Annotated in this window: 18 protein-coding genes and 1 tRNA gene; 6 read left to right on the top strand and 13 right to left on the bottom strand. The window is 43.7% G+C overall.

From position 1 onward, the window contains the following. The first annotated feature begins 68 nt into the window (after positions 1 to 68). The gene (gene nagB / locus BLU98_RS14175; RefSeq protein WP_092725853.1) at positions 69 to 1967 is read left to right on the top strand and encodes a glucosamine-6-phosphate deaminase; all 1899 of its coding nucleotides are present in this window, start codon (positions 69 to 71) and stop codon (positions 1965 to 1967) included. An 89-nt stretch (positions 1968 to 2056) separates the two neighbouring features. Continuing rightward, entirely contained in the window at positions 2057 to 2734 is a 678-nt protein-coding gene (locus tag BLU98_RS14180; RefSeq protein WP_257575005.1) for a phosphatase PAP2-related protein, read from the top strand. Between the two features lies 1 nt (position 2735). On the opposite strand, the gene BLU98_RS14185 is transcribed toward BLU98_RS14180, so the two are convergent. Next, on the bottom strand, positions 2736 to 3815 hold the full coding sequence (locus tag BLU98_RS14185) for a BamA/TamA family outer membrane protein (protein WP_092725855.1): 1080 nt from the start codon (positions 3813 to 3815) through the stop codon (positions 2736 to 2738). Between the two features lie 169 nt (positions 3816 to 3984). Here BLU98_RS14185 and BLU98_RS14190 point away from each other — a divergent pair, with 169 nt between their 5' ends. The 3 genes from BLU98_RS14190 (at position 3985) to BLU98_RS14200 (ending at position 5798) form a co-directional block, all read left to right on the top strand. Beyond that, positions 3985 to 4797, top strand: a complete 813-nt coding sequence (locus BLU98_RS14190) for a phytanoyl-CoA dioxygenase family protein (protein WP_092725857.1) — start codon at positions 3985 to 3987, stop codon at positions 4795 to 4797. Positions 4798 to 4872: 75 nt separating this feature from the next. Beyond that, the gene (locus BLU98_RS14195; RefSeq protein ID WP_092725859.1) at positions 4873 to 5652 is read left to right on the top strand and encodes an SDR family NAD(P)-dependent oxidoreductase; all 780 of its coding nucleotides are present in this window, start codon (positions 4873 to 4875) and stop codon (positions 5650 to 5652) included. A 72-nt stretch (positions 5653 to 5724) separates the two neighbouring features. Next, positions 5725 to 5798, top strand: a tRNA-Arg gene (locus BLU98_RS14200). A 339-nt stretch (positions 5799 to 6137) separates the two neighbouring features. Here BLU98_RS14200 and BLU98_RS14205 read toward each other — a convergent pair. From BLU98_RS14205 to BLU98_RS14245, 9 genes are all read right to left on the bottom strand, one after another. Then, positions 6138 to 7535 (bottom strand): c-type cytochrome domain-containing protein, encoded by a 1398-nt coding sequence (locus BLU98_RS14205; protein WP_257575006.1) that lies wholly within the window; start codon positions 7533 to 7535, stop codon positions 6138 to 6140. Positions 7536 to 7564: 29 nt separating this feature from the next. Then, positions 7565 to 8494, bottom strand: a complete 930-nt coding sequence (locus tag BLU98_RS14210) for a sugar phosphate isomerase/epimerase family protein (RefSeq protein ID WP_092725861.1) — start codon at positions 8492 to 8494, stop codon at positions 7565 to 7567. 20 nt (positions 8495 to 8514) lie between these two features. Continuing rightward, positions 8515 to 10023: a DUF1501 domain-containing protein gene (locus tag BLU98_RS14215; RefSeq protein WP_092725864.1), complete on the bottom strand. Its 1509-nt coding sequence runs from the start codon at positions 10021 to 10023 to the stop codon at positions 8515 to 8517. 19 nt (positions 10024 to 10042) lie between these two features. Then, positions 10043 to 12784, bottom strand: a complete 2742-nt coding sequence (locus BLU98_RS14220; RefSeq protein ID WP_092725885.1) for a DUF1553 domain-containing protein — start codon at positions 12782 to 12784, stop codon at positions 10043 to 10045. Between the two features lie 327 nt (positions 12785 to 13111). After that, on the bottom strand, positions 13112 to 13678 hold the full coding sequence (locus BLU98_RS14225) for a fasciclin domain-containing protein (protein ID WP_092726025.1): 567 nt from the start codon (positions 13676 to 13678) through the stop codon (positions 13112 to 13114). Positions 13679 to 13796: 118 nt separating this feature from the next. After that, a complete protein-coding gene (locus tag BLU98_RS14230; RefSeq protein ID WP_257575007.1) occupies positions 13797 to 14486 on the bottom strand; it encodes an anti-sigma factor in 690 nt (229 codons plus the stop codon). A 94-nt stretch (positions 14487 to 14580) separates the two neighbouring features. Beyond that, the gene (locus tag BLU98_RS14235) at positions 14581 to 15144 is read right to left on the bottom strand and encodes a sigma-70 family RNA polymerase sigma factor (RefSeq protein WP_257575008.1); all 564 of its coding nucleotides are present in this window, start codon (positions 15142 to 15144) and stop codon (positions 14581 to 14583) included. 64 nt (positions 15145 to 15208) lie between these two features. Next, positions 15209 to 15778, bottom strand: coding sequence for a globin family protein (locus BLU98_RS14240; protein WP_051348002.1), 570 nt, complete (start codon positions 15776 to 15778; stop codon positions 15209 to 15211). Between the two features lie 18 nt (positions 15779 to 15796). Then, complete coding sequence (locus BLU98_RS14245; protein WP_139173953.1) at positions 15797 to 16222, bottom strand: hypothetical protein; 426 nt, start codon at positions 16220 to 16222, stop codon at positions 15797 to 15799. Between the two features lie 480 nt (positions 16223 to 16702). Here BLU98_RS14245 and BLU98_RS14250 point away from each other — a divergent pair, with 480 nt between their 5' ends. Beyond that, positions 16703 to 17119, top strand: coding sequence for a hypothetical protein (locus BLU98_RS14250; protein WP_092725895.1), 417 nt, complete (start codon positions 16703 to 16705; stop codon positions 17117 to 17119). A 65-nt stretch (positions 17120 to 17184) separates the two neighbouring features. Here BLU98_RS14250 and BLU98_RS18145 read toward each other — a convergent pair whose 3' ends face one another. The 3 genes from BLU98_RS18145 to BLU98_RS14265 all read right to left on the bottom strand — a co-directional run bounded on the left by BLU98_RS18145 (position 17185) and on the right by BLU98_RS14265 (position 18950). After that, positions 17185 to 17562, bottom strand: coding sequence for a response regulator transcription factor (locus tag BLU98_RS18145; RefSeq protein WP_092725898.1), 378 nt, complete (start codon positions 17560 to 17562; stop codon positions 17185 to 17187). 175 nt (positions 17563 to 17737) lie between these two features. Next, a complete protein-coding gene (locus BLU98_RS17905; RefSeq protein ID WP_092725903.1) occupies positions 17738 to 17923 on the bottom strand; it encodes a hypothetical protein in 186 nt (61 codons plus the stop codon). A gap of 379 nt (positions 17924 to 18302) precedes the next feature. Then, positions 18303 to 18950, bottom strand: a complete 648-nt coding sequence (locus BLU98_RS14265) for a response regulator transcription factor (protein ID WP_037361193.1) — start codon at positions 18948 to 18950, stop codon at positions 18303 to 18305.

Genomic DNA, 18950 nt, shown 5'->3' on the forward strand with positions numbered 1-18950 from the left:
TCTATCTTCAAAAGAGCGTGTACTTTAGCGAACCGTAAAAAACACTACACTACAAACACCTCACTAACATGGTTGATTCATTCGAAAAAATCGCGGTTGCCATTTACCCCAGTTCCAAAGATGGTTCGCGTTACGTTGCGCAGCAGATCGCTCAGCTCATCCGCGAGAAGCAAAAAAACAACCAGCTTTGCGTGCTGGGTCTCGCTACCGGCTCCACCCCCATCAGCATGTATGCCGAATTGGTTCGCCTGCACCGCGAAGAAGGGTTGAGTTTTAAGAATGTGGTCAGCTTCAATCTCGATGAATATTATCCTATTGAAAAAGATGCATTCCAGAGTTACTGGAGTTTTATGCATCGCCACCTGTTCAATCATGTAGACATTGACCCTGCCAATATTCACATACCCGATGCCAACTGGCCCAAAGAAGAGATCAAAAAGCACTGCGCTTTCTATGAAGAAGCTATTGAAAAACTCGGAGGTGTAGACCTGCAAATATTGGGTATCGGTAACAACGGACACATTGGTTTCAACGAGCCCGGTTCCAGCATCTATTCCAAAACCAGGCTGGTTAATCTCGATAACGGCACGCGTTTGGCCAATGCTTACGAATTCCAGAACATGTCTAAAGTGCCCAGGCTGGCCATCACCATGGGCATCAGCACCATCCTCAAAGCCAAGCGCATTTTACTGATGGCATGGGGTATGAAAAGCGCCATCGTAGCCAAAGCAGTAGAAGGACATGTGACCGAGCAGGTGCCCGCAAGCATTCTGCAACAACATGGCGATTGCACATTTGTGATTGATGAACCTGCTGCGCAGGAATTGACCCGCATCAAATATCCCTGGCTCGCAGGTGAAATCGAATGGACTTCGCAGATGATCAAAAAAGCGGTAGTGAACCTGGGTCTCAAGTTGAAAAAATCTGTATTGAGTTTAACCGCTCACGACTATAACGAGCACGGCCTTTCTGATCTGCTGGTTGAAAAAGGCGATTCCTATGAGATCAACCTGCAGGTATTCTATATGTTGCGCGACAGCCTAACAGGCTGGCCTGGAGGCAAGCCTGGTGTAGTGTTACCCACGCATCCGGAAAGAAGCGAACCTTATCCTAAAAAATGCCTCATCTTCTCCCCGCACCCCGATGATGATATCATTAGCATGGGAGGTACGTTCATGCGCCTGCACGACCAGGGGCATGAGGTACACGTAGCTTACCAGACCAGCGGTAACATTGCGGTGACCGATGAATTCGTTACCCGTTTCCTCGATTTTGCAGTTGGTTTTGAAGATATGTTTGGTATCGATAACAACAAGAGCCAGCAAATACTTTCAGCGGCACGTACCTTCCTGGCATCTAAGAAAAAAGACGAATCCGACACTTCTGAAATACGCGCCATCAAAGGGTTGATCCGCCGTTGCGAAGCCAAAGCTACCTGCCGCTATGTAGGTCTTACTGATGACCGTTGTCATTTCATGAACCTGCCTTTCTATGAAACAGGTACTGTAGAGAAAAAACCCATGAGCGAAACAGATGTACAGATCACCATGGAGTTGCTGCGCAAATTAAAACCGCACCAGATCTATTGTGCGGGCGATCTGGCCGACCCGCATGGCACGCACAAAGTTTGTCTCGATATTATTTTTGAAAGCATGCACCGCCTCAAAGCTGCCGGCGAATCCTGGATAAAAGATTGCTGGGTATGGTTGTACAAAGGCGCATGGCAGGAATGGGATATTTCAGAAATAGAGATGGCCATTCCTATGAGTCCCGACCAGGTAATGAAAAAACGTTTTGGCATCTTCATTCACCAGTCGCAGAAAGACATGGTTCCCTTCCAGGGTACCGACAGCCGCGAATTCTGGCAAAGAGCGGAAGACCGGAATGCCAATACCGCCAACCTCTACGCTGAATTGGGCATGACCAAGTATGCGGCGATGGAAGCTTTCGTTAGATGGCATTATTAGATGTTAGATGACAGTTGTTAGTTGTTAGAATTATTCCCTATCTAACAACTAACAACTGTCATCTAACAACTCTTACGTACTTTTGTCCGATGCAGACACCTGAGGTCAATACGTATGTTCCTATTGCTGAAGTAAAGAAAAATGAAATGCAGATCCTGACCTGGGATGAAGCCTGGCGCAATAAGAGTTTCCGGATCAAAACCATTGTTGGTGGTATGTTGCTGGTGATGCTGCTGGCTTTGTTCCCACTTTTCTTTTCTTATGTTGAAAAGCGGCAGGGTATCCAGTTGAATGATTTCATTCTACAGCAAATACCGGTAGCGGATGTTTCGATGATCACTTTCATCATTATCTGGTCTGTGAGTATCCTTTTGCTGATCAGGTGCGTACAGCGGGCCGATATTTTCCTGGTGATGTTGTGGTCATTCCTTTTTTTATGCCTTGCACGTGTGCTCACTATTACATTGGTGCCATTGTCGCCACCGGAGGGACTGATCGTTTTGAAAGACCCGCTCACCAGTATTTTTTATGGCGGTGCCGATAAATTCATCACCAAAGACCTCTTCTTTTCCGGTCATACTTCTATCCAATTCCTCATTTTCCTCAGTGTGAAAAAGAAGATAGACAAGATCATCACCCTCACAGCTACTATTGCAGTGGCTTGCCTGGTGCTGATACAGCATGTGCATTATACCATTGATGTGCTGGCTGCTTTTATTTTCACGTATATCATTTACCGGATGGGTAAGCTGGTAACCGGTTGTTAGATCAGAAAGCTTCTCCTAACTGAAAATACAGTCCACTGTTATTGCCCTGTCCAACGCCGTAGTCGAGACGGAGGTTGAGTTTATCACTTTTCATCAGCGCAAAGCGCAGGCCGGCGCCCACTGAGTATTTGAAATCGCCGAATGAATAATCGGTGAAGCTGTTTCCCACATCACCCAAACCACCAAAGGCCACTGCTCCGAAGCGGCGATAAATAGGAAAGCGATACTCGCTCTGGAAAACCATCTGGTGAGTATACCTGAAACGGCCGGCATAATAACCCCGCATACTGTTGGAGCCACCCAGGAGTGCCAGGCTACGCAGCGGCACTTCATTGCCCGTATTACCAAAACTATAGGCCTGCAAAGCCAATACGTTATTACCAAAAGCAATGTACTTGCGCAGATCAATTACGATGTTGGTATAATTGTAATCGGAGAAAAGGTGTTTATCGAAGTGGTTGAAATATAGCTGCGCGAACCCGCCTTTATTGGGTGCAAATGCATGGTTGCGGGTATCGTATGTAAAACTCATACCCAACCCGGCAACTGTATACCCATTTCTACCCACAATTTGTTGCTGATCGAAGAGACCGCCGGCCTGGTGCTCCACATCGCTGAGTTGCTGGCGCTCAAACAGGCCGCCGATAAAAAAATGATGCCCTAGCTTACGCATCAGGTGGAGATAGATATAGAACTGTTTGTACTTATACGATTCATAATCGTTGTCTTTGGTATACTTGCCCAGTCCCCAGAATTTATCGGGAAACGAGCTGAATGAAACCTGCTCACTCAATATGTATTTTTCGTGCCGGCTGTACTGTGCACCGTTGATAGCCAGTATCAATTGTTTCTTTAAAGAATACAATGCCAGCAGTTGCATGTTGGATGTTCTACTTATCGTATCTTTAGGATGTAAGCGAAATGTGACAGAGCCCACGGCCCCGCCAGACCAGCCTGTTTCAATGGATTTGGCAATCACTGGTAAAACAAGAAAATTCGTATGCCTGACAGAATCTTTTTGTGCAACTGCCGTAATGCAAAAGCACCAGGATAGTAAAAATACGGCAGTCAATTTGCACATAAAACAGCGTTTTGTGTCATAAAACACGCAAAATAAACCTCTTATACATTATCTTAGAGGAATCTCTTCATAAATTGCTTAGATTTGCGTGTTTTTTGGGTTTAGCCCTTTACAATTTTGTAATAATTAATTAACATTACACTAATATACTAACCGTAACAGCGTAAGAATGAAAAAATGGGATAGTCATTTTCAACTGGGAGATACTGTAACCGCGGAGCAATTGGATTTTTTCGACAAGCACGGTGTAATAGTATTCAGGAACTTCATCAGCAGGGGAAAAGTGAATATATTCATTGATGAGCTGAAACGCCTGGAGCAGACATGGCTGGAAGAAGGACGCGATAAAGTGAACGGCATCCCCTTGAAATTTGGCAAAGACGAGCACGGCAACAAAACTATCCAGCGTTTATGTTTCAGTTCTTTATACAGCGACCCCCTGCACCAATTACTGGAAGACGACCGGTTGAAAGCCCTCACCGCTTTCCTCGGGCCTTACGAAGGGCGTATTGCTGAGAATGAAAAAGACGGACTGGTCATCAACAATTACATCAACACCCCTAACAGCACTTTTACCCAAATGGGTTGGCATACCGATGCGCCCCGTGATCTTTTCTTAGGACAAAAGATCATGCCCATGCTCAATGTGGGTATACACCTCGATACCTGTCCTTTTGAGAATGGCGGTTTGCGGGTGATCCCCGGTACCCATAAGCAGGGTGTGCTGAAATTATTGTTCGGTAAAAAATATTTCATCGATAACAGTGATGATAACCGTGAAGTTGGGTTCGACCTCAATGCCGGCGACCTGTCGGTGCACGATGGCCGCCTCTGGCACCGCGTGAAGCAATCACCAAAATTCGGTGAAGAGAGCCGACGCCGCGTAATGTATGTGCCCATTGTAACGGGTAAGTATAAGCCGAAGGATGAGAATAGCAAAACACCTTTTTATCACCGTTTTACCAGCAAAGTGCATCATTAAAAATTATACCCTCAGTCAAAAATGATATTGTGAAAAGGTCAACAGCTGTTGGCCTTTTTCATTCAAAACAAGTATATGAGTTACGCATTGATCACCGGGGCCAGCAAAGGAATTGGCAAAGCCATTGCAGAAGAGTTGGCGGCGAAAAAGATCGGCCTGCTGCTGGTAGCCCGCAGTGGCGACCTGTTGTCGGCACTCGCTAATGAGCTGACGGCTAAGCATGGTATCCAGGTAGATTACCTGGCAGCCGATCTGGGCAAGGCCGGCGCTGTAGAACAGATCCTTCGCTGGATAAATGAAAAGCATTACCCGGTGTATATCCTGGTAAACAATGCGGGATATGGATTGAGCGGCCCGTTTACGGCCTATAATGCCGCTGAGCACCGTGAAATGATGGAAGTGAATATGATGGCGCCTGTAACGCTCTGTAGCGCTCTCCTGCCCCGTTTAAAAGAACAGCCGCAGGCTTATATCCTGAATATTGCCAGTTCGGCAGCATACCAGGCTGTACCCGGACTGAGCGTGTATGCCGCTTCGAAAGCTTTTGTTTTAAATTTTAGCCGTGGATTGCGCTATGAATTGCGTAATACCCGGGTATCGGTAACGGCTGTGAGTCCGGGTTCTACCGATACCGGTTTTGCACACAGGGCCAATGTGGGGCCTAAAGCCCTTAAAACGGCCGAGAAAGTGAACATGACACCTGAAGCAGTTGCCCGGCTGGCGGTACATGCTATGTTTGCCCGCAAAACAGAGTTGATCACTGGTGTGATCAATAAACTCGGTGCATTTTTTGCGTGGTTATTGCCTAAGAAGCTGGTAGAGAAAGCTTCAGCAGGTATATATGATTTAGATTAATGTTGAAAAAAGGCAAATTGGTTTTGCAGATTCTTTTTTAGCCTTTATATTTGCAGCCCGATTAATGGGAACGGCTGCGTAGCTCAACTGAATAGAGCATCTGACTACGGATCAGAAGGTTTCAGGTTTGAATCCTGACGCGGTCACAAAAAAGAGCAGTAACATACTGCTCTTTTTTATTTGCCTCACCTGGTGTCTTCAGTTATCGCATCTACAGGCTGAGCGAAGACCCAAACTATGTAATTGTTGATTTGGTTTTTGATCATATAGACAATGCCCTGTTAACCCTGAATGCGCTAAAAAAATTATGGAGTAATGTAGAGGGAACCGTAATGATCAATCATAAAACCAGGATACTGGACATGGTTGATGAAAACGAATATTAAGTGCCCTCGATAAGCCGTTGACTTACGTCAACAATGTTGTTTTACAGGATACCAGTATCACAAGGGTGCAGCACGAATACAGCAATATTTTTTTCATCATTACATTTTTTTGGGAGGAGGCTTTACAATCATTGTGTCAGTAGGCAATGACGCTACTATGTATTTTCCAGAGTCCAGCCTCGTTGCCGGAAATGCTTTCTGCAACGAAGTCCACTCCTGGTTTTTCACATCTGTTTGATACAGGTACAGATACCTGAGTGCTTTTAAAGGTTTTAATCGTTCTATTCCTTTTGCCGTAACCTTTGTTCCTGTGAGGTTAAGAGATGCCAGGTGATGCAACGACTGTAATGCCGCGATCCCTTGATCTGTAACAAGCGTATTGCTGAGTTGCAGTTTTGTAAGTGTTGTAAGCTTGCCAATGACCGGCATAGCAGCATCATTGATAGCGGCATGATCCAGCTTCAACCATAAAAGCTGTTCTTTGAGTGGTTCGAGTAATACTATCAGGGAATCTGCATTGGCATTTACAAAATTGGCAGAAAGATAATTGCTGTTCTGTGCAACAGGCACCACTATTACTCCGGCTTTTTTCAGCCTGCTGACAATGGTTTCATCAGCTTTCGCCACCTGCTGATCAGGCATTGCATTTTCTTCTTTTTTAACATTGCCCGATTGCAAAGCAATCAGTACCGGTTTGATCTTTTCTGTTTGCGGCAGGTCTTTTATTTTCTTATTAAAATCTGCGCCAGTATTGATCCACCAATGCAGTAAGGCGATTTCTTCTGCGGTGAGTTGAGGTTTCTCTTTGGGCGGCATGTGTTTTTCATTGGAAACCGGCAGCAATATTCTCCTGATCATTTCGCTTTCATCTGCTTTACCAGCGATGAGTGCAACGCCATCCTTACCTCCTTTGAGTATAAAGTTTTGCTGATCGAGTCGCAGTTTTCCTTTTTGTTTTTCAGGCCCATGACAACTGTAACACCTGGCCTGTAACAAAGGTTGTACCACACCAGGATACAACGCTGCTTCCTGGATATTGGGAATGGGTTTCAATGCAGGGCCTTCCTGGTTATTATGCAGGGCGGATGTAAGATAATCCGACCCATGCGTCAATGAACCACCCAGGTGCCCGGTAATGGTAATCAATACAATGATGCCCAGGGAAAACCAGCGGGCCATTTTTTCATTGAACGAAAACTTATACAACAAATAGAAGATCAAAGAAGCTGTTACTGAAAGAATACCCAGCCATTGATGCTGCTCTACCAAATCGGCATCGTAATCTGCGCTGAGTGAAAGCATATACCCTGTTAAACAGGAAAATATTCCGCTCAGCACACCCCAGAACAGCATCACGGGGATCGCCGGCCGAAGCAATGCAAATCTTTCTTTTATAGAAAGCCACTGAAAAAAACAGGCAAGCAATAAGATACCGATAGGCAAGTGCACCAGTACCGGGTGAAAACGTCCCATCAAACCTGAAACAGATAAAAACATGATCGATACAATTTTAAAAACGAAGGGCTTTACGCGCCGTATCGCTGTCTCAGCAATTTCATCATATACACATTGATGGCCCATTGATCAGCCAATGGCTGTCTCGTATAAGGCAGTGTAGGCATGTATGTAGGAGGCCCAAATTCGGTGAGGATCGTCATTCGCTCGCCATTTCTTTTTTTACGTTCCGCTACCTTGTCCCACCATGCGAAATGTTGCTTAACCGCCGCTTCCCATTCCAGTGCGCGCGGATCATTCACTTGTGGCCCTTCTTCGTGGCCGATGCGCGCATGGATATGTTCTACCCTTTCCAACGCCATATCAACTGTTTCTTTTTGATCACCCAGCATACTTTCGTGCACATTGCACCAATGCGATACATCGAAAGTAAGTTTCAGGTCGGGTTTCTTTTCTATGAACTGCCTGGTAATATGCGCAGCGAATAGCATGCGCGAACGGTGCGTTTCGTGACAGAATCGAATGCCTGTGTCTTTGGAAAGTTGCGTGGTATGATCGATGAAAGCTACCGATTGATCAAAACTAAAATAATCACGCCCGGAATGGCAATTGATATAAACCGGTTTTTGAAACCGATTGTTGGCGGCATCGGAAGTTACTTTCTTAAAGCTGTCGAGATGCTCCCTAAAATCGTTTTGCCAGCCCCGGCACAGAAATCCCACTTCGAGCCCATACTTTTTCAAAGCAGCAAACAATGCTTCCTGGTCTTTAGCTTCAGTTGGCCACACTGGCTCTATGCCATCATACCCTTCTTTTTTGGCAGCAGCGCAAAATTCATCGATCGTGCCATTGAATCCCCAGTTGGTAGCCATCAGTAACAAACTGAATTTTTCGTTTTGTTTAAAGGAAGGCTTATCCGTTGCTGCAAACTCGTCTAATGAATACAGCATGCCGGCTGCTGTGGCGCTGAGTTTGATAAAATTCCTTCGGCTTTGTTTCATTGTATCTGTTTATAGTTTTTTTAAGCGATGATATCCCGGATCACTTTCCCTCCTACATCAGTAAGTCGGAAAGGTCTTCCCTGGAAATAATAAGTGAACTGTTCATGATTAAAGCCCAACTGGTTCAATATAGTTGCCTGTATATCGAAGGCGTCTGTTTTACCGCTCACGGCACTGTAACCGATCTCATCTGTTTCGCCATAAGTATATCCTGGTTTGATACCGCCACCCGCCATCCATATTGTAAATGCTTCTGTATGATGGTCTCTTCCTTTAAATGGCGCATTGATGCCATTCCTGTTTTCCATCATAGGCGTACGGCCGAATTCGCCGCCCCATACCACCAGTGTTTCTTCGAGCAAACCTCTTTGTTTTAAATCGAGCAACAAAGCTGTAATGGCTTTGTCGATCGTCCGGCATTTATTGATGAGGCCTATATTGACTGCATTATTGGGACTGTCTCCGTGTGCATCCCAACCCCAATCGAATAATTGCACATAACGCACGCCTTTTTCAACCAGCTTCCTTGCCAGTAATACATTATTTGCGAAGCAACTTTTACCGGGTTGGGTGCCGTACATCTCATGAATATATGATGGTTCATCGTTGATGTTCATTACCTCGGGAGCTGTTATCTGCATACGATAAGCCATCTCATATTGTGAGATACGTGAAAGAATTTCGGGATCATTGTATTCAGCGTACTCCTGCCGGTTGGCTTCATTGATCGTTTCAATCGATGCTTTTCGCAAATCGCGGCTCATGCCATTCGGGTCCTTGATGAATAAAACCGGGTCTCCTTCGCTGCGACATTGCACACCCTGGTAAACAGATGGCAGAAAACCACTCCCCCATACCGATTTACCTGCATCGGGAAAGCTGCCGCCACTTGTTAGCACTACGAAACCGGGCAGGTTCTGGTTCTCTGTACCCAGGCCATAAGTGACCCAACTGCCCATACTGGGCCTTCCCAAACGCGGACTGCCTGTATGCATCAACAGTTGCGCAGGTGCGTGATTGAACTGATCGGTAGTAACTGCTTTTAAAAAGCTCACTTCATCCACTACTGTTGAAAAATGTGGCAGGTTCTCGCTCACCCATGTCCTGCTTTCACCGTGTTGCGCGAAACGAGCTTGCGGACCCAGCATTTTCGGCACACCACTTATGAAAGCGAACTTTTTTCCGGCAAGCAAGGAAGGCGGACAATCCTGTCCATCCATCTTCATCAATTCAGGTTTATAATCGAACAATTCCAATTGAGAGGGGGCGCCCGCCATGTGCAGGTAAATGACACTTTTGGCTTTGCCTGCAAATTGTGGGGGTTTGGGAAGCAATGGATGTGCGGGATCGAATGCAACAGGTGCAATAGCATTGCTGTTACCGCAGCATCCACCCAACAACGACCCCATGGCCAATGCGCCCAGCCCCATAGCACTTTCTTTCAGGAAGTGCCTGCGGGTGTGTAAGCGCAAATACGCTTCCTGCGCTTCTTTCACTAACCGTTGTACCTGTAATTCTTTTTGTGTCATGAACAACTGTTTTGCTCGTTTACCATTTCGTCACTATTTCATCGAGATTCAGCATAGCATTCGCTACTACAACCAGTGCTGCTGTTTCAGGGTTGTTGTGTTGATCATTCATGCCGATCATCTCGCAGGTCTTGTCCCGATCATTTTTAAAATCTCTCAAGGCTCTGTCGTACAAGCCTTTGAACAGGCTCAGCTTCGCCTGGCTGATGGGTTTATACAACATGAGTTCATATCCTTTCATGATCTGCTGCTCTGTTTTTTTACCCGCTTCCTCTTGCATACGGTATGCAAAATGTCTTGCCATATCCAGGTAAGCAGAATCGTTCATTGTTACCAATGCCTGCAACGGCGTGTTGGTGCGGATTCTGCGGGCTGTACACAATACACGCGGCACACCATCAAATGTAATCATGGAGGGATACGGCGCGGTGCGTTTCCAATAAGTATACACTGCCCTGCGGTACTGGTCCTCGTCTTTGCTGTTGATCCATTTTGCGCCATTGTAGGGTGAAAGCCATATCCCTTCTGGCTGCCAGGGCATCACACCCGGACCATACATTTTATCACTCATCATACCACTGATGCACAAATGCTGGTCACGCAGTTGTTCCGCGCTTAATCGTACCCTTGGTCCGCGTGCATAATATTTATTGAACGGATCTTTTTCTTTTACTTCATTACTCAGTTTCGAATCTTGCCGATAAGTAGCACTCATCACCAGTTCTTTCAGTAAGGTCTTGAGGCTCCAGTGGTAATCATTCATCAGCTTCCAGGAGAGAAAATCCAGCAGCTCTTTATGAGTAGGTGGTATTCCCTGGGTACCCAGGTCTTCGAGCGTTTCTGCAATACCGGTACCGAAAAGCTGTTCCCATAAACGGTTTACGATCGTTCTGGAAACCAACGGGTTTCTTTTATCGGTCAGCCACATGGCCAAACCCATGCGGTTCTTGGGAGCTCCGGCAGGCATGGCATATGCAAATATCTTTGGCACGGCCGGTTCCACTTCTTTTCCTTTACTGGTCCAGGCGCCCCGTATGAACACATTCGTTTTCCGCCACATCCAGGATGGATTCTCTACCATTACAGGTGTTGTGGTTACTTTGGCATCAAGGAGTTCATGAAAGGATTGTTCGATTTTTACAAAACCTGGCACCGATTTACCAGGCAATTGTTCAATGAAGCCAAAACAGTCAAAGGATACGGCAAATGATTTATTATCCGCAGGCAGTGTGGGATTTTCGTAAGTAAGATACACATCGTGCACACCTGTTTGCGAAGAGAGGTGAATGTATTCATACCGCCATTGAGGTATAGCTTTTAATACTACTGAAGCCAGTAAAGGTCCGTCCGGCGCATCTACATGCAACTTCAATGTACCTGATCGGTTATTAGTGTAGAGCTTACAAACCAGCAGGTTCTTTTGTTGTAAGTCGATTTTTTTAAGCCTGGCTACTGCATGATTGCGAATGATCAATTGAATATTGTGGTTTGCAATCACAGCGTTTTTCAAGCTATCGGCTGTTGTAGAATTTACCGATGGCTGTAAGGTGCGCAGGAATTTTTTGAGATTACTAGCTTCTGTTTCCGATGCATATTTCTTTGTCCAGTCAGTAATTGCCTTTAATTTTTGTTGCATCGTATCGTTGTACTCACGTAGTAAGGGATGTTCTCCGGGCACGTCTTCATCACGGGTATTGTTGAAATAAGCCAGGAATTGATAATATTCTTCATGATGAAACGGATCATAAGGGTGGCTGTGGCACTGTACACAAGAAAAAGTGGTGCTCATCAACGATTCCCAGGTAGTGTTCACCCGGTCTATCACTGCGGCTGTTCTAAACTCTTCATTATCGGTTCCGCCTTCATCGTTGTTCATTGAATTCCGGTGAAAAGCAGTAGCAATATATTGTGCATCGGTAGGATCTGGCAACAGATCGCCGGCAATTTGTTCCGTAATAAAAAGGTTGTATGGTTTGTCTTCATTGAAAGCATGGATAAGCCAGTCCCTGTACTTCCAGATAGAACGGCCTCCATCGGCTTCGTATCCTTTGGTATCGGCATACCTCGCCAGGTCCAGCCAAAGGGAAGCCCATCGTTCTCCAAAATGCGGTGAAGCAAGCAGCGAGTCCACCAACACTTCGTATGCTTTATCATTATTGCTTTTCAGGTATTGTTCTGCAACCGTCTGCGTTGGATACCTGCCAATCAGATCAAGACTTACCCTTCTTAACAAGGTAGCTTTATCTGCCTGGGCAGCAGGTTGTAATTTTTCCTCCTTCAGTTTGGCATAAATGAATTTATCTACATCATTGTGTATCCAGTTATTGGCGATATCAGGGGCATCCGTTTTTTGTACGGGAAGGTAGGCCCAATGATCACCCCATTTAGCCCCTTGCCTGATCCATTCTTTCAGGATATGTATCTCATTTTTACTAAGGGCTTCATGTTTATAGGGCATTCTTTCTTCCGGGTCTTTGGAAGTCAGCCGGCGGATCATTTCACTTTCGTTGGGATCACCGGGAATAATAACAGGGTTGCCAGACTCTGTTTTAGCCAATGCCTCTTCGCGGAACAATACGCTGAATCCGCCCTTGGCTTTGACACCACCGTGACAGGAAATACATTTTTTATTGAGGATGGGTTTTACTTCTGTATTAAAATCTATCCTTTTAGTGGGCGACAGCAAAAAGATACAACCCGTTGCTGCAATAACGGTAATTCCGGTAATAACATATTTTTTCTTTGTAAAAAGAAATTTCATCTGGCAGTCTTTATCGTAGAATCAGTGCTAAAAAATACGCTTTTTTTACCAATCATTTGCTTGCAGGGCACAGACAATCGATTGCTTATAAATATTTTATATATATCCAGCTTTTATGAGTCAGCACAAACTCAGGGCGAACCCATTACACCTTTATTAATACGCATTCAAGATTTGCCAAAAGAAGTAAAAGGCTACAAAAGGAATTAAGTTAAAATTTAAATGCCGGGCAGTTATTCACCACCCGGCATTTAAATGTATTGATTTGCCAGCCATTGAAAAATGATCATCTCATCGACATATCCTCCCTATTCACATCATTACACACTATGGCATCAAAACAGTGTTAATCACATGAATGACGCCATTTGACTGATACACATCTGCAATTGTTATTTCTGCTTTATTACCTTTGGAATCAATTACCCATAGTTTTTTCCCTTTTTCTGTAAAAGTCAATTGCTCTCCCTGAAGCGTGGTAAACATCACCTTTCCGTGTCCTTCTTTGATCTTCTTACGCAACTCTTTCGAGTCCATCTTACCGGGAATCACATGATAGGTTAAGATAGCAGTGAGCGTGGATTTGTTTTCCGGCTTTACAAGATTGTCAACTGTTCCTGAAGGCAGCTTTTGAAAGGCTTCATCCGTAGGTGCAAAAACAGTAAAAGGGCCCGCACCAGAAAGCGCTTCTACGAGACCAGCAGCTTTTACTGCCGCCACCAACGTGGTGTGATCTTTGGAATTGACGGCATTTTCAATAATATTTTTGGTAGGATACATTGGTGCACCACCTACCATAACTGCTTTGCTATCCTGTGCAAAAGCATTGCTCAATGAGAAAGTCATCATCGTTACTGCAATCAGCAACAGGGACTTGTGTTTCAATAATTTCATAAATGATTTTAATTTGATTATATTCATTTACGCAGATAATATCTTGATGGTTTTATCCCCGATAATAAAAAAGCAATATTCGTAATGAATATTGCTTTCTAAAAAAAATCAGGACACATCAAACTTTCCCGGCTACATACATCTCGGTAAGGGTAGGTTGATCGCTACCACCCTGCTTTTCAAGGGTAATTGCAAACATTTGTGCGCGATCAATCACTTTCATTTTTTGTATCAATGCATGGCTGTTTAAAGCATATACGCCTGCATTTATGGGCTTACCGTCAACAATGGCCCAGAGTTGATATTGTTTGCCGATTGGCGGGGTGGGAAGGTCTTTGAGAGAAAGATAGACTTCTTTGTTTTGCGTGTTCCAGAACAACATAACGGTATTAGCGCTATGTGCACCAACCCCAGCCAATGGAATCGATTTCACCGCAGGACTTAACAGCAGATTCATTTTTTCCTGTTCTGCTTTCAGACCGGCCAATTCCTGTTTAGATGCACGATCTTTCATCAACAATAACAAGTTGAATACCATACTTGTAATTAATAATACAACAGCTACGGCCCTGTATAAATGATACATTGAAACAACCCTGCCGGGCTTATTAGTATCTGAAATAGGGTAAGCGTCCGTGTGTTTATTCTGATTACTTATTGTTGCAGGTAGTTCTTTCTGTTGCAAAGCCGACCATATCTGCTCTTTCATATCATCAGGTGGTGCCTGGCTGTACAATGTAGCATATTGTTCCAGTTGTTCTCGGCATGCTGAAATAGCCATAGCTACTTCATGGTGTTCAGATGCCATCAACTCTATTTGATGCATTTCTTCAGGTGAAGCTACACCTAAAACATATGCTTCTATTACCCCGGATGATATGTAGTCCTCGATATTCAATTCATTATGATTTCATTATATCCTTTAATTGTAGCAAAGCTTTCCTGCATCTTGTCTTTACAGTTCCAAGAGGAATGTCAAGTTCTTTCGCGATCTCTTCCTGTGTATAGCCTTTAAAATATGATAGATCAATAACCTGACGGTGCTCCTCTTTAAGAACAAGCAGTAATTGCTTTAAACCGATATGATCGGTCTTCATGGATATCGATAACCTGCTTTCATGTGCAGACATGTTATCACTGGAATACTGGGTATTCTTTTCCTGGTTGTATCCCGACGATCGCAATGTATCAATCGCTGCATTACGGGCAATATTCAACATCCAGGTGTATAGCCTGCCTCTTCCGGCATCGTAGCTGTCAATGTTACGCCATATCTTAACGAACACTTCTTGCAATATATCGCTGGCCACTTCCTGCTTATCCAGTATTTTAATAATAACACCATATAAAGCTCCGGCGTAATTATCGTAAAGATAATTAAATGCTTGTCGATCTTTGTTCTTTAGCGATGCAACAAGTTCTGTTTCCGTATTTTGCGTGTTCGCTGTCAATAGCAGGACTTTCAAAGTAAATATATGGCAGTTCCCGATAATTCCGGGATAAACGTTCAGTTAGAGCGAATAATGTTTATTATTTCTGAACAACTGCTCCCCGCAATGATTCAACAATTTTCCCCACGCTTACCAAGGCTGGTGTATTGGAAGGCACCCCGGCTTTATTGGCTCCCATAAAGAGATCTGTCTCAAACTGGTCCATGTCTGCATTCCCAGCCTTACCATTCATCCTGGGATTTTGAGCAGGGTCATGGGCAGCCACCATTGATTTTCCACCATAACTAAAGTTTTTTGCCCCGGTTCCCACACAAACAAAGTCTGTCAGGTTCTTACTCAATGCCGTAAATCCACTGGTATTGCCTGAAGTAACTTCTGCCAGTAGAACTTTGAAAAAGCCATTGATCTTACTATCTGCCGCAATAACAAAGATTGTACTGTCTACAATCGTACGGATAAGCAGACGCCCCTTTTCGATCTGGGTACCTTGCTGTTTAGGATCTGCAACCAGCGTGGTTCCCCCCAGAGAATCATAAAGTGTAGGCATGGGTGCTGCTGCCATCGCATCGTTTTTCTTGGAGCAAGCCTGAATCGCCAGAAAGGCAATGCACAGGGTAGAGAAAACTAAAAAAACTGTCATCTTTTTCATTGGTTACTTTTTTATGTTTTAAAGAATTTTTTTGATATAGTTATAAAGCTTGTGTGATCCCGAAGCTGCTACCGGGCAACCGGTACTCATTTCTTCTTGTGTAGGAAGATATCTTTCAGCTTTGTAATGCAGTGATTTTTTAAAATTGGCGACAATTGCATCCCCACTTGTTTTGATTGGGAAAAATGTAAATATGACAATGCCGTTCTGCGTATTACAAAATACATGATCTACCCCTTTCTGGCCATACATCCAATTCGTTATTTTATCCGCATCTCCCTGATCGATTGGCTGTTTAATATCAATCCTAGCCATAATAAGTGTATTATTATCAGGCGGTTTAACCCTGGTTACCAGGTAAATATGTACTAGTAACGTTCCGAAAGACAAGAATAGCAGTATCAATGTGTACTTGAGTACTTTTCTGAAGAGGTTCTTTTTCATAATTGTACATTTATTCAATATTGTGATGGCAATATGAAACATGTACGGAAATATTGCAGAAGCAGATTCAGAAAGAAAAAATATTGTTGGAAAGCAGATAAAAAAGAAAAGCCCGCCGTTGCTAAAGCTTTGGCGGGCGAAGTCGGGAAGACAAGATTCGAAATTAGTTATAAAATATTATTAACTAGCGACTTGCATAAGCTCAGGCACTGAACTCAAGCCCTGCGTCGCAGGTAAAAATGTGTTTAAAAGAACTATCGCAAAGGTATCAAACGTTGTCGATACACAATGTGGAGTGGAAGTAGATGTGAATGAAAGTCAAGAGACCGACTACCTCCAATTGACGGATGACTCGACTAATTCAACCGACTGCTATGTAATTAATGGCATTAGTTCAATACTTTCAATTAGACCCGTAGGGGCAGGAGGGTTATTAATATTTAACAAACAATGATTTATCGCCCTATAAAAAATACAAATATGAATTTTAGATTAAATTCATTGATTTTACTTTTAGTTGTACTCTTATTTAATACGAAGCTTTCTGCACAATATCTTAAAGAAAAAAAACTTATTACAGGAACATGGATATCTGAAAAAGCGAAGCAAAAATTTGTCTTTCGGCCTAACGGCACATGTACCCTGTATTTTTCCGAAGGAGGTCTTATTGAATGGAAATATACTTTTACGAACCAGTTAAAAGATTGCGATTCTAGCAGAAGTGGAATTGCAGAAGATAGTTCATACTATCTCCATCTGAAAGAAATTAAAATCGGATACACCGATTGTTATATAGTCAATAGTCTAGACTCAAAAGAACTTTCTCTTAGCCCTTTTGGCAGAGGCGGTGCAATTCTATTTTTAAAACAACGTCAAAAGCGAATGAATAAATTGTAATAGATACTTATCTACCTGTTCAGATAAAAGGCTCATAATTCAAAAAAAATATTGGCAGAAAATCGTTAACAAATATTTACGATCCCAGAAGTGATAGCAAACAGAACAAGTGCGGATCTGTTATGAACATTTAGTTTATTGTATAAGCTATCTCGATAATTCTCCACAGTCTTTAGACTGACATTCATGATAACCGAGATTTCTCTATATCCCAGATCAGTGGCACAATGTCGTAGGAAAACGATCTCCTTGTCTGTCAGGCATTCTCTGCCAAAGAATGAATGTCGTCTGGAATACTTTCGAGACCCACCCGGTACATTAACTCTATTCTTGGGTAAGAAAAATGTCTTATTTTGGTTGACTTCCTTTTGTATCGCGTTAAGGATTATTTCCGGCTTTTCGTCTTTCCCAATATAACCTGAGCAACACCTTTTCCCAGACAGGGGTCGTAGTCCTTCAGCGGCTTATTACGAATGTAGGATTCCAGATCGGTCGCAAACTGTATATCCGCCTGTTTTAAATAGACCGGCTTGTCGCCAAACCTGGCTTGCGCAAACACCTTAATATGGCGATCGTTGTCTTGTAATTCTTGAAGCCGCCGTTTTTTAGTTTGGTCTCTTAAATCTTGGCAAAGTAATCCAGCAGGTCAAAGAGTTGTTTGCCCTTTTGGGCTACATCCTCGCCGAGGAAAGTTTGCTTTACAGATTCAGCAGTAACTTCCATGTCTTCCGCTTTCATCCATCTGTACTTTTCCTTGATACCCAGGCGAGTTAAGGTCTCAGACTGCTTTTTCATCACTGACATACCAAAATAAAAAAAGACCAAACTTTCGTTTGATCCTTCCTTCACTCACCCACCCCGTACAAATATCGAACCCTTGCTGGGCCTCGCCCGACGAAGCCCGCCTAAATAACAGTGTGTCTAAAAAAAGAAAAGCCCGCCGTCGCTAAAGCTTTGGCGGGCGAAGTCGGGAAGACAAGATTCGAAATTAGTTATAAAATATTATTAACTAGCGACTTGCATAAGCTCAGGCACTGAACTCAAGCCCTGCGTCACAGGTAAAAATGTGTTTAAAAGGACTATCGCAAAGGTATCAAACGTTGCCCATCAACCACATACTTTTTTATTGTAGACTTCATCCACAGAAAGAACAATAGAGCCCACTTTTCTTCAGATGATGAAGTTAAATATCATTTTCTGTCGCGTAGACCACCAGACCGACTTTACCCTTTACTGCTAATTTTTTTATGAGATTCTTTCGGTAGTCATGGACGGTTTGCGGACTTATATGCATTTTATCGGCAATCTCCTTATACGTGAATGAGAGGCGTAGCAGTGATAGAAACTTTCTTTCTCTTTCCGTCAATACCGGAGAAGCCCCCGCGGGCACAAGAACATTATCTTGAATCCCCTGGAATATCTTCTTGGATAGTGCAGCAGGAAGATACACTTCGTTGTTAAATACCTGGCGGATGGCCAAGATAAGATTCAGGGGGTCTTCATTTTTAGTAATAAAACCTTTAGCGCCGGCCTGAATCATTTTCAATATTGAGGTCTCGTCTTGATACATCGACAATGCCAGGATTTTAATTTGCGGAAAATGATTAGTGACCCATTGCGCCGTCTCAAAACCATCCTTCCCCTCCCCCATATTGATGTCAAGGATCAATACATCCGGTATCTTCCTGTTGGTCAGTTCGCTGACAACCTGGCTTCCGTTATCTGCCTCAAACAAAAGCTGAAAATCATACTCTAATCGCAACAAACTGACAACCCCCTTGCGAAGCATCAAATGATCGTCAGCAATTGCGACAGATATTTTTCTTTTCAT

The organism is Hydrobacter penzbergensis (genome assembly GCF_900106985.1).
GTDB classification, from domain to species: Bacteria; Bacteroidota; Bacteroidia; order Chitinophagales; family Chitinophagaceae; genus Sediminibacterium; species Sediminibacterium magnilacihabitans.

Excerpts from the sequence above, each read along its gene's own strand:
- BLU98_RS14195 (WP_092725859.1), top strand. The coding sequence starts at position 4,873 with ATGAGTTACGCATTGATCACCGGGGCCAGCAAAGGAATTGGCAAAGCC.
- BLU98_RS14215 (WP_092725864.1), bottom strand. The coding sequence starts at position 10,023 with ATGACACAAAAAGAATTACAGGTACAACGGTTAGTGAAAGAAGCGCAG.
- BLU98_RS14190 (WP_092725857.1), top strand. The coding sequence starts at position 3,985 with ATGAAAAAATGGGATAGTCATTTTCAACTGGGAGATACTGTAACCGCG.
- BLU98_RS14220 (WP_092725885.1), bottom strand. The coding sequence starts at position 12,784 with ATGAAATTTCTTTTTACAAAGAAAAAATATGTTATTACCGGAATTACC.
- BLU98_RS14225 (WP_092726025.1), bottom strand. The coding sequence starts at position 13,678 with ATGAAATTATTGAAACACAAGTCCCTGTTGCTGATTGCAGTAACGATG.
- BLU98_RS17905 (WP_092725903.1), bottom strand. The coding sequence starts at position 17,923 with ATGTCAGTGATGAAAAAGCAGTCTGAGACCTTAACTCGCCTGGGTATC.
- BLU98_RS14230 (WP_257575007.1), bottom strand. The coding sequence starts at position 14,486 with ATGGCATCTGAACACCATGAAGTAGCTATGGCTATTTCAGCATGCCGA.
- BLU98_RS14240 (WP_051348002.1), bottom strand. The coding sequence starts at position 15,778 with ATGAAAAAGATGACAGTTTTTTTAGTTTTCTCTACCCTGTGCATTGCC.
- BLU98_RS14185 (WP_092725855.1), bottom strand. The coding sequence starts at position 3,815 with ATGTGCAAATTGACTGCCGTATTTTTACTATCCTGGTGCTTTTGCATT.
- BLU98_RS14245 (WP_139173953.1), bottom strand. The coding sequence starts at position 16,222 with ATGAAAAAGAACCTCTTCAGAAAAGTACTCAAGTACACATTGATACTG.
- BLU98_RS14265 (WP_037361193.1), bottom strand. The coding sequence starts at position 18,950 with ATGAAAAGAAAAATATCTGTCGCAATTGCTGACGATCATTTGATGCTT.
- BLU98_RS14250 (WP_092725895.1), top strand. The coding sequence starts at position 16,703 with ATGAATTTTAGATTAAATTCATTGATTTTACTTTTAGTTGTACTCTTA.
- nagB (WP_092725853.1), top strand. The coding sequence starts at position 69 with ATGGTTGATTCATTCGAAAAAATCGCGGTTGCCATTTACCCCAGTTCC.
- BLU98_RS14180 (WP_257575005.1), top strand. The coding sequence starts at position 2,057 with ATGCAGACACCTGAGGTCAATACGTATGTTCCTATTGCTGAAGTAAAG.
- BLU98_RS14210 (WP_092725861.1), bottom strand. The coding sequence starts at position 8,494 with ATGAAACAAAGCCGAAGGAATTTTATCAAACTCAGCGCCACAGCAGCC.
- BLU98_RS14205 (WP_257575006.1), bottom strand. The coding sequence starts at position 7,535 with ATGTTTTTATCTGTTTCAGGTTTGATGGGACGTTTTCACCCGGTACTG.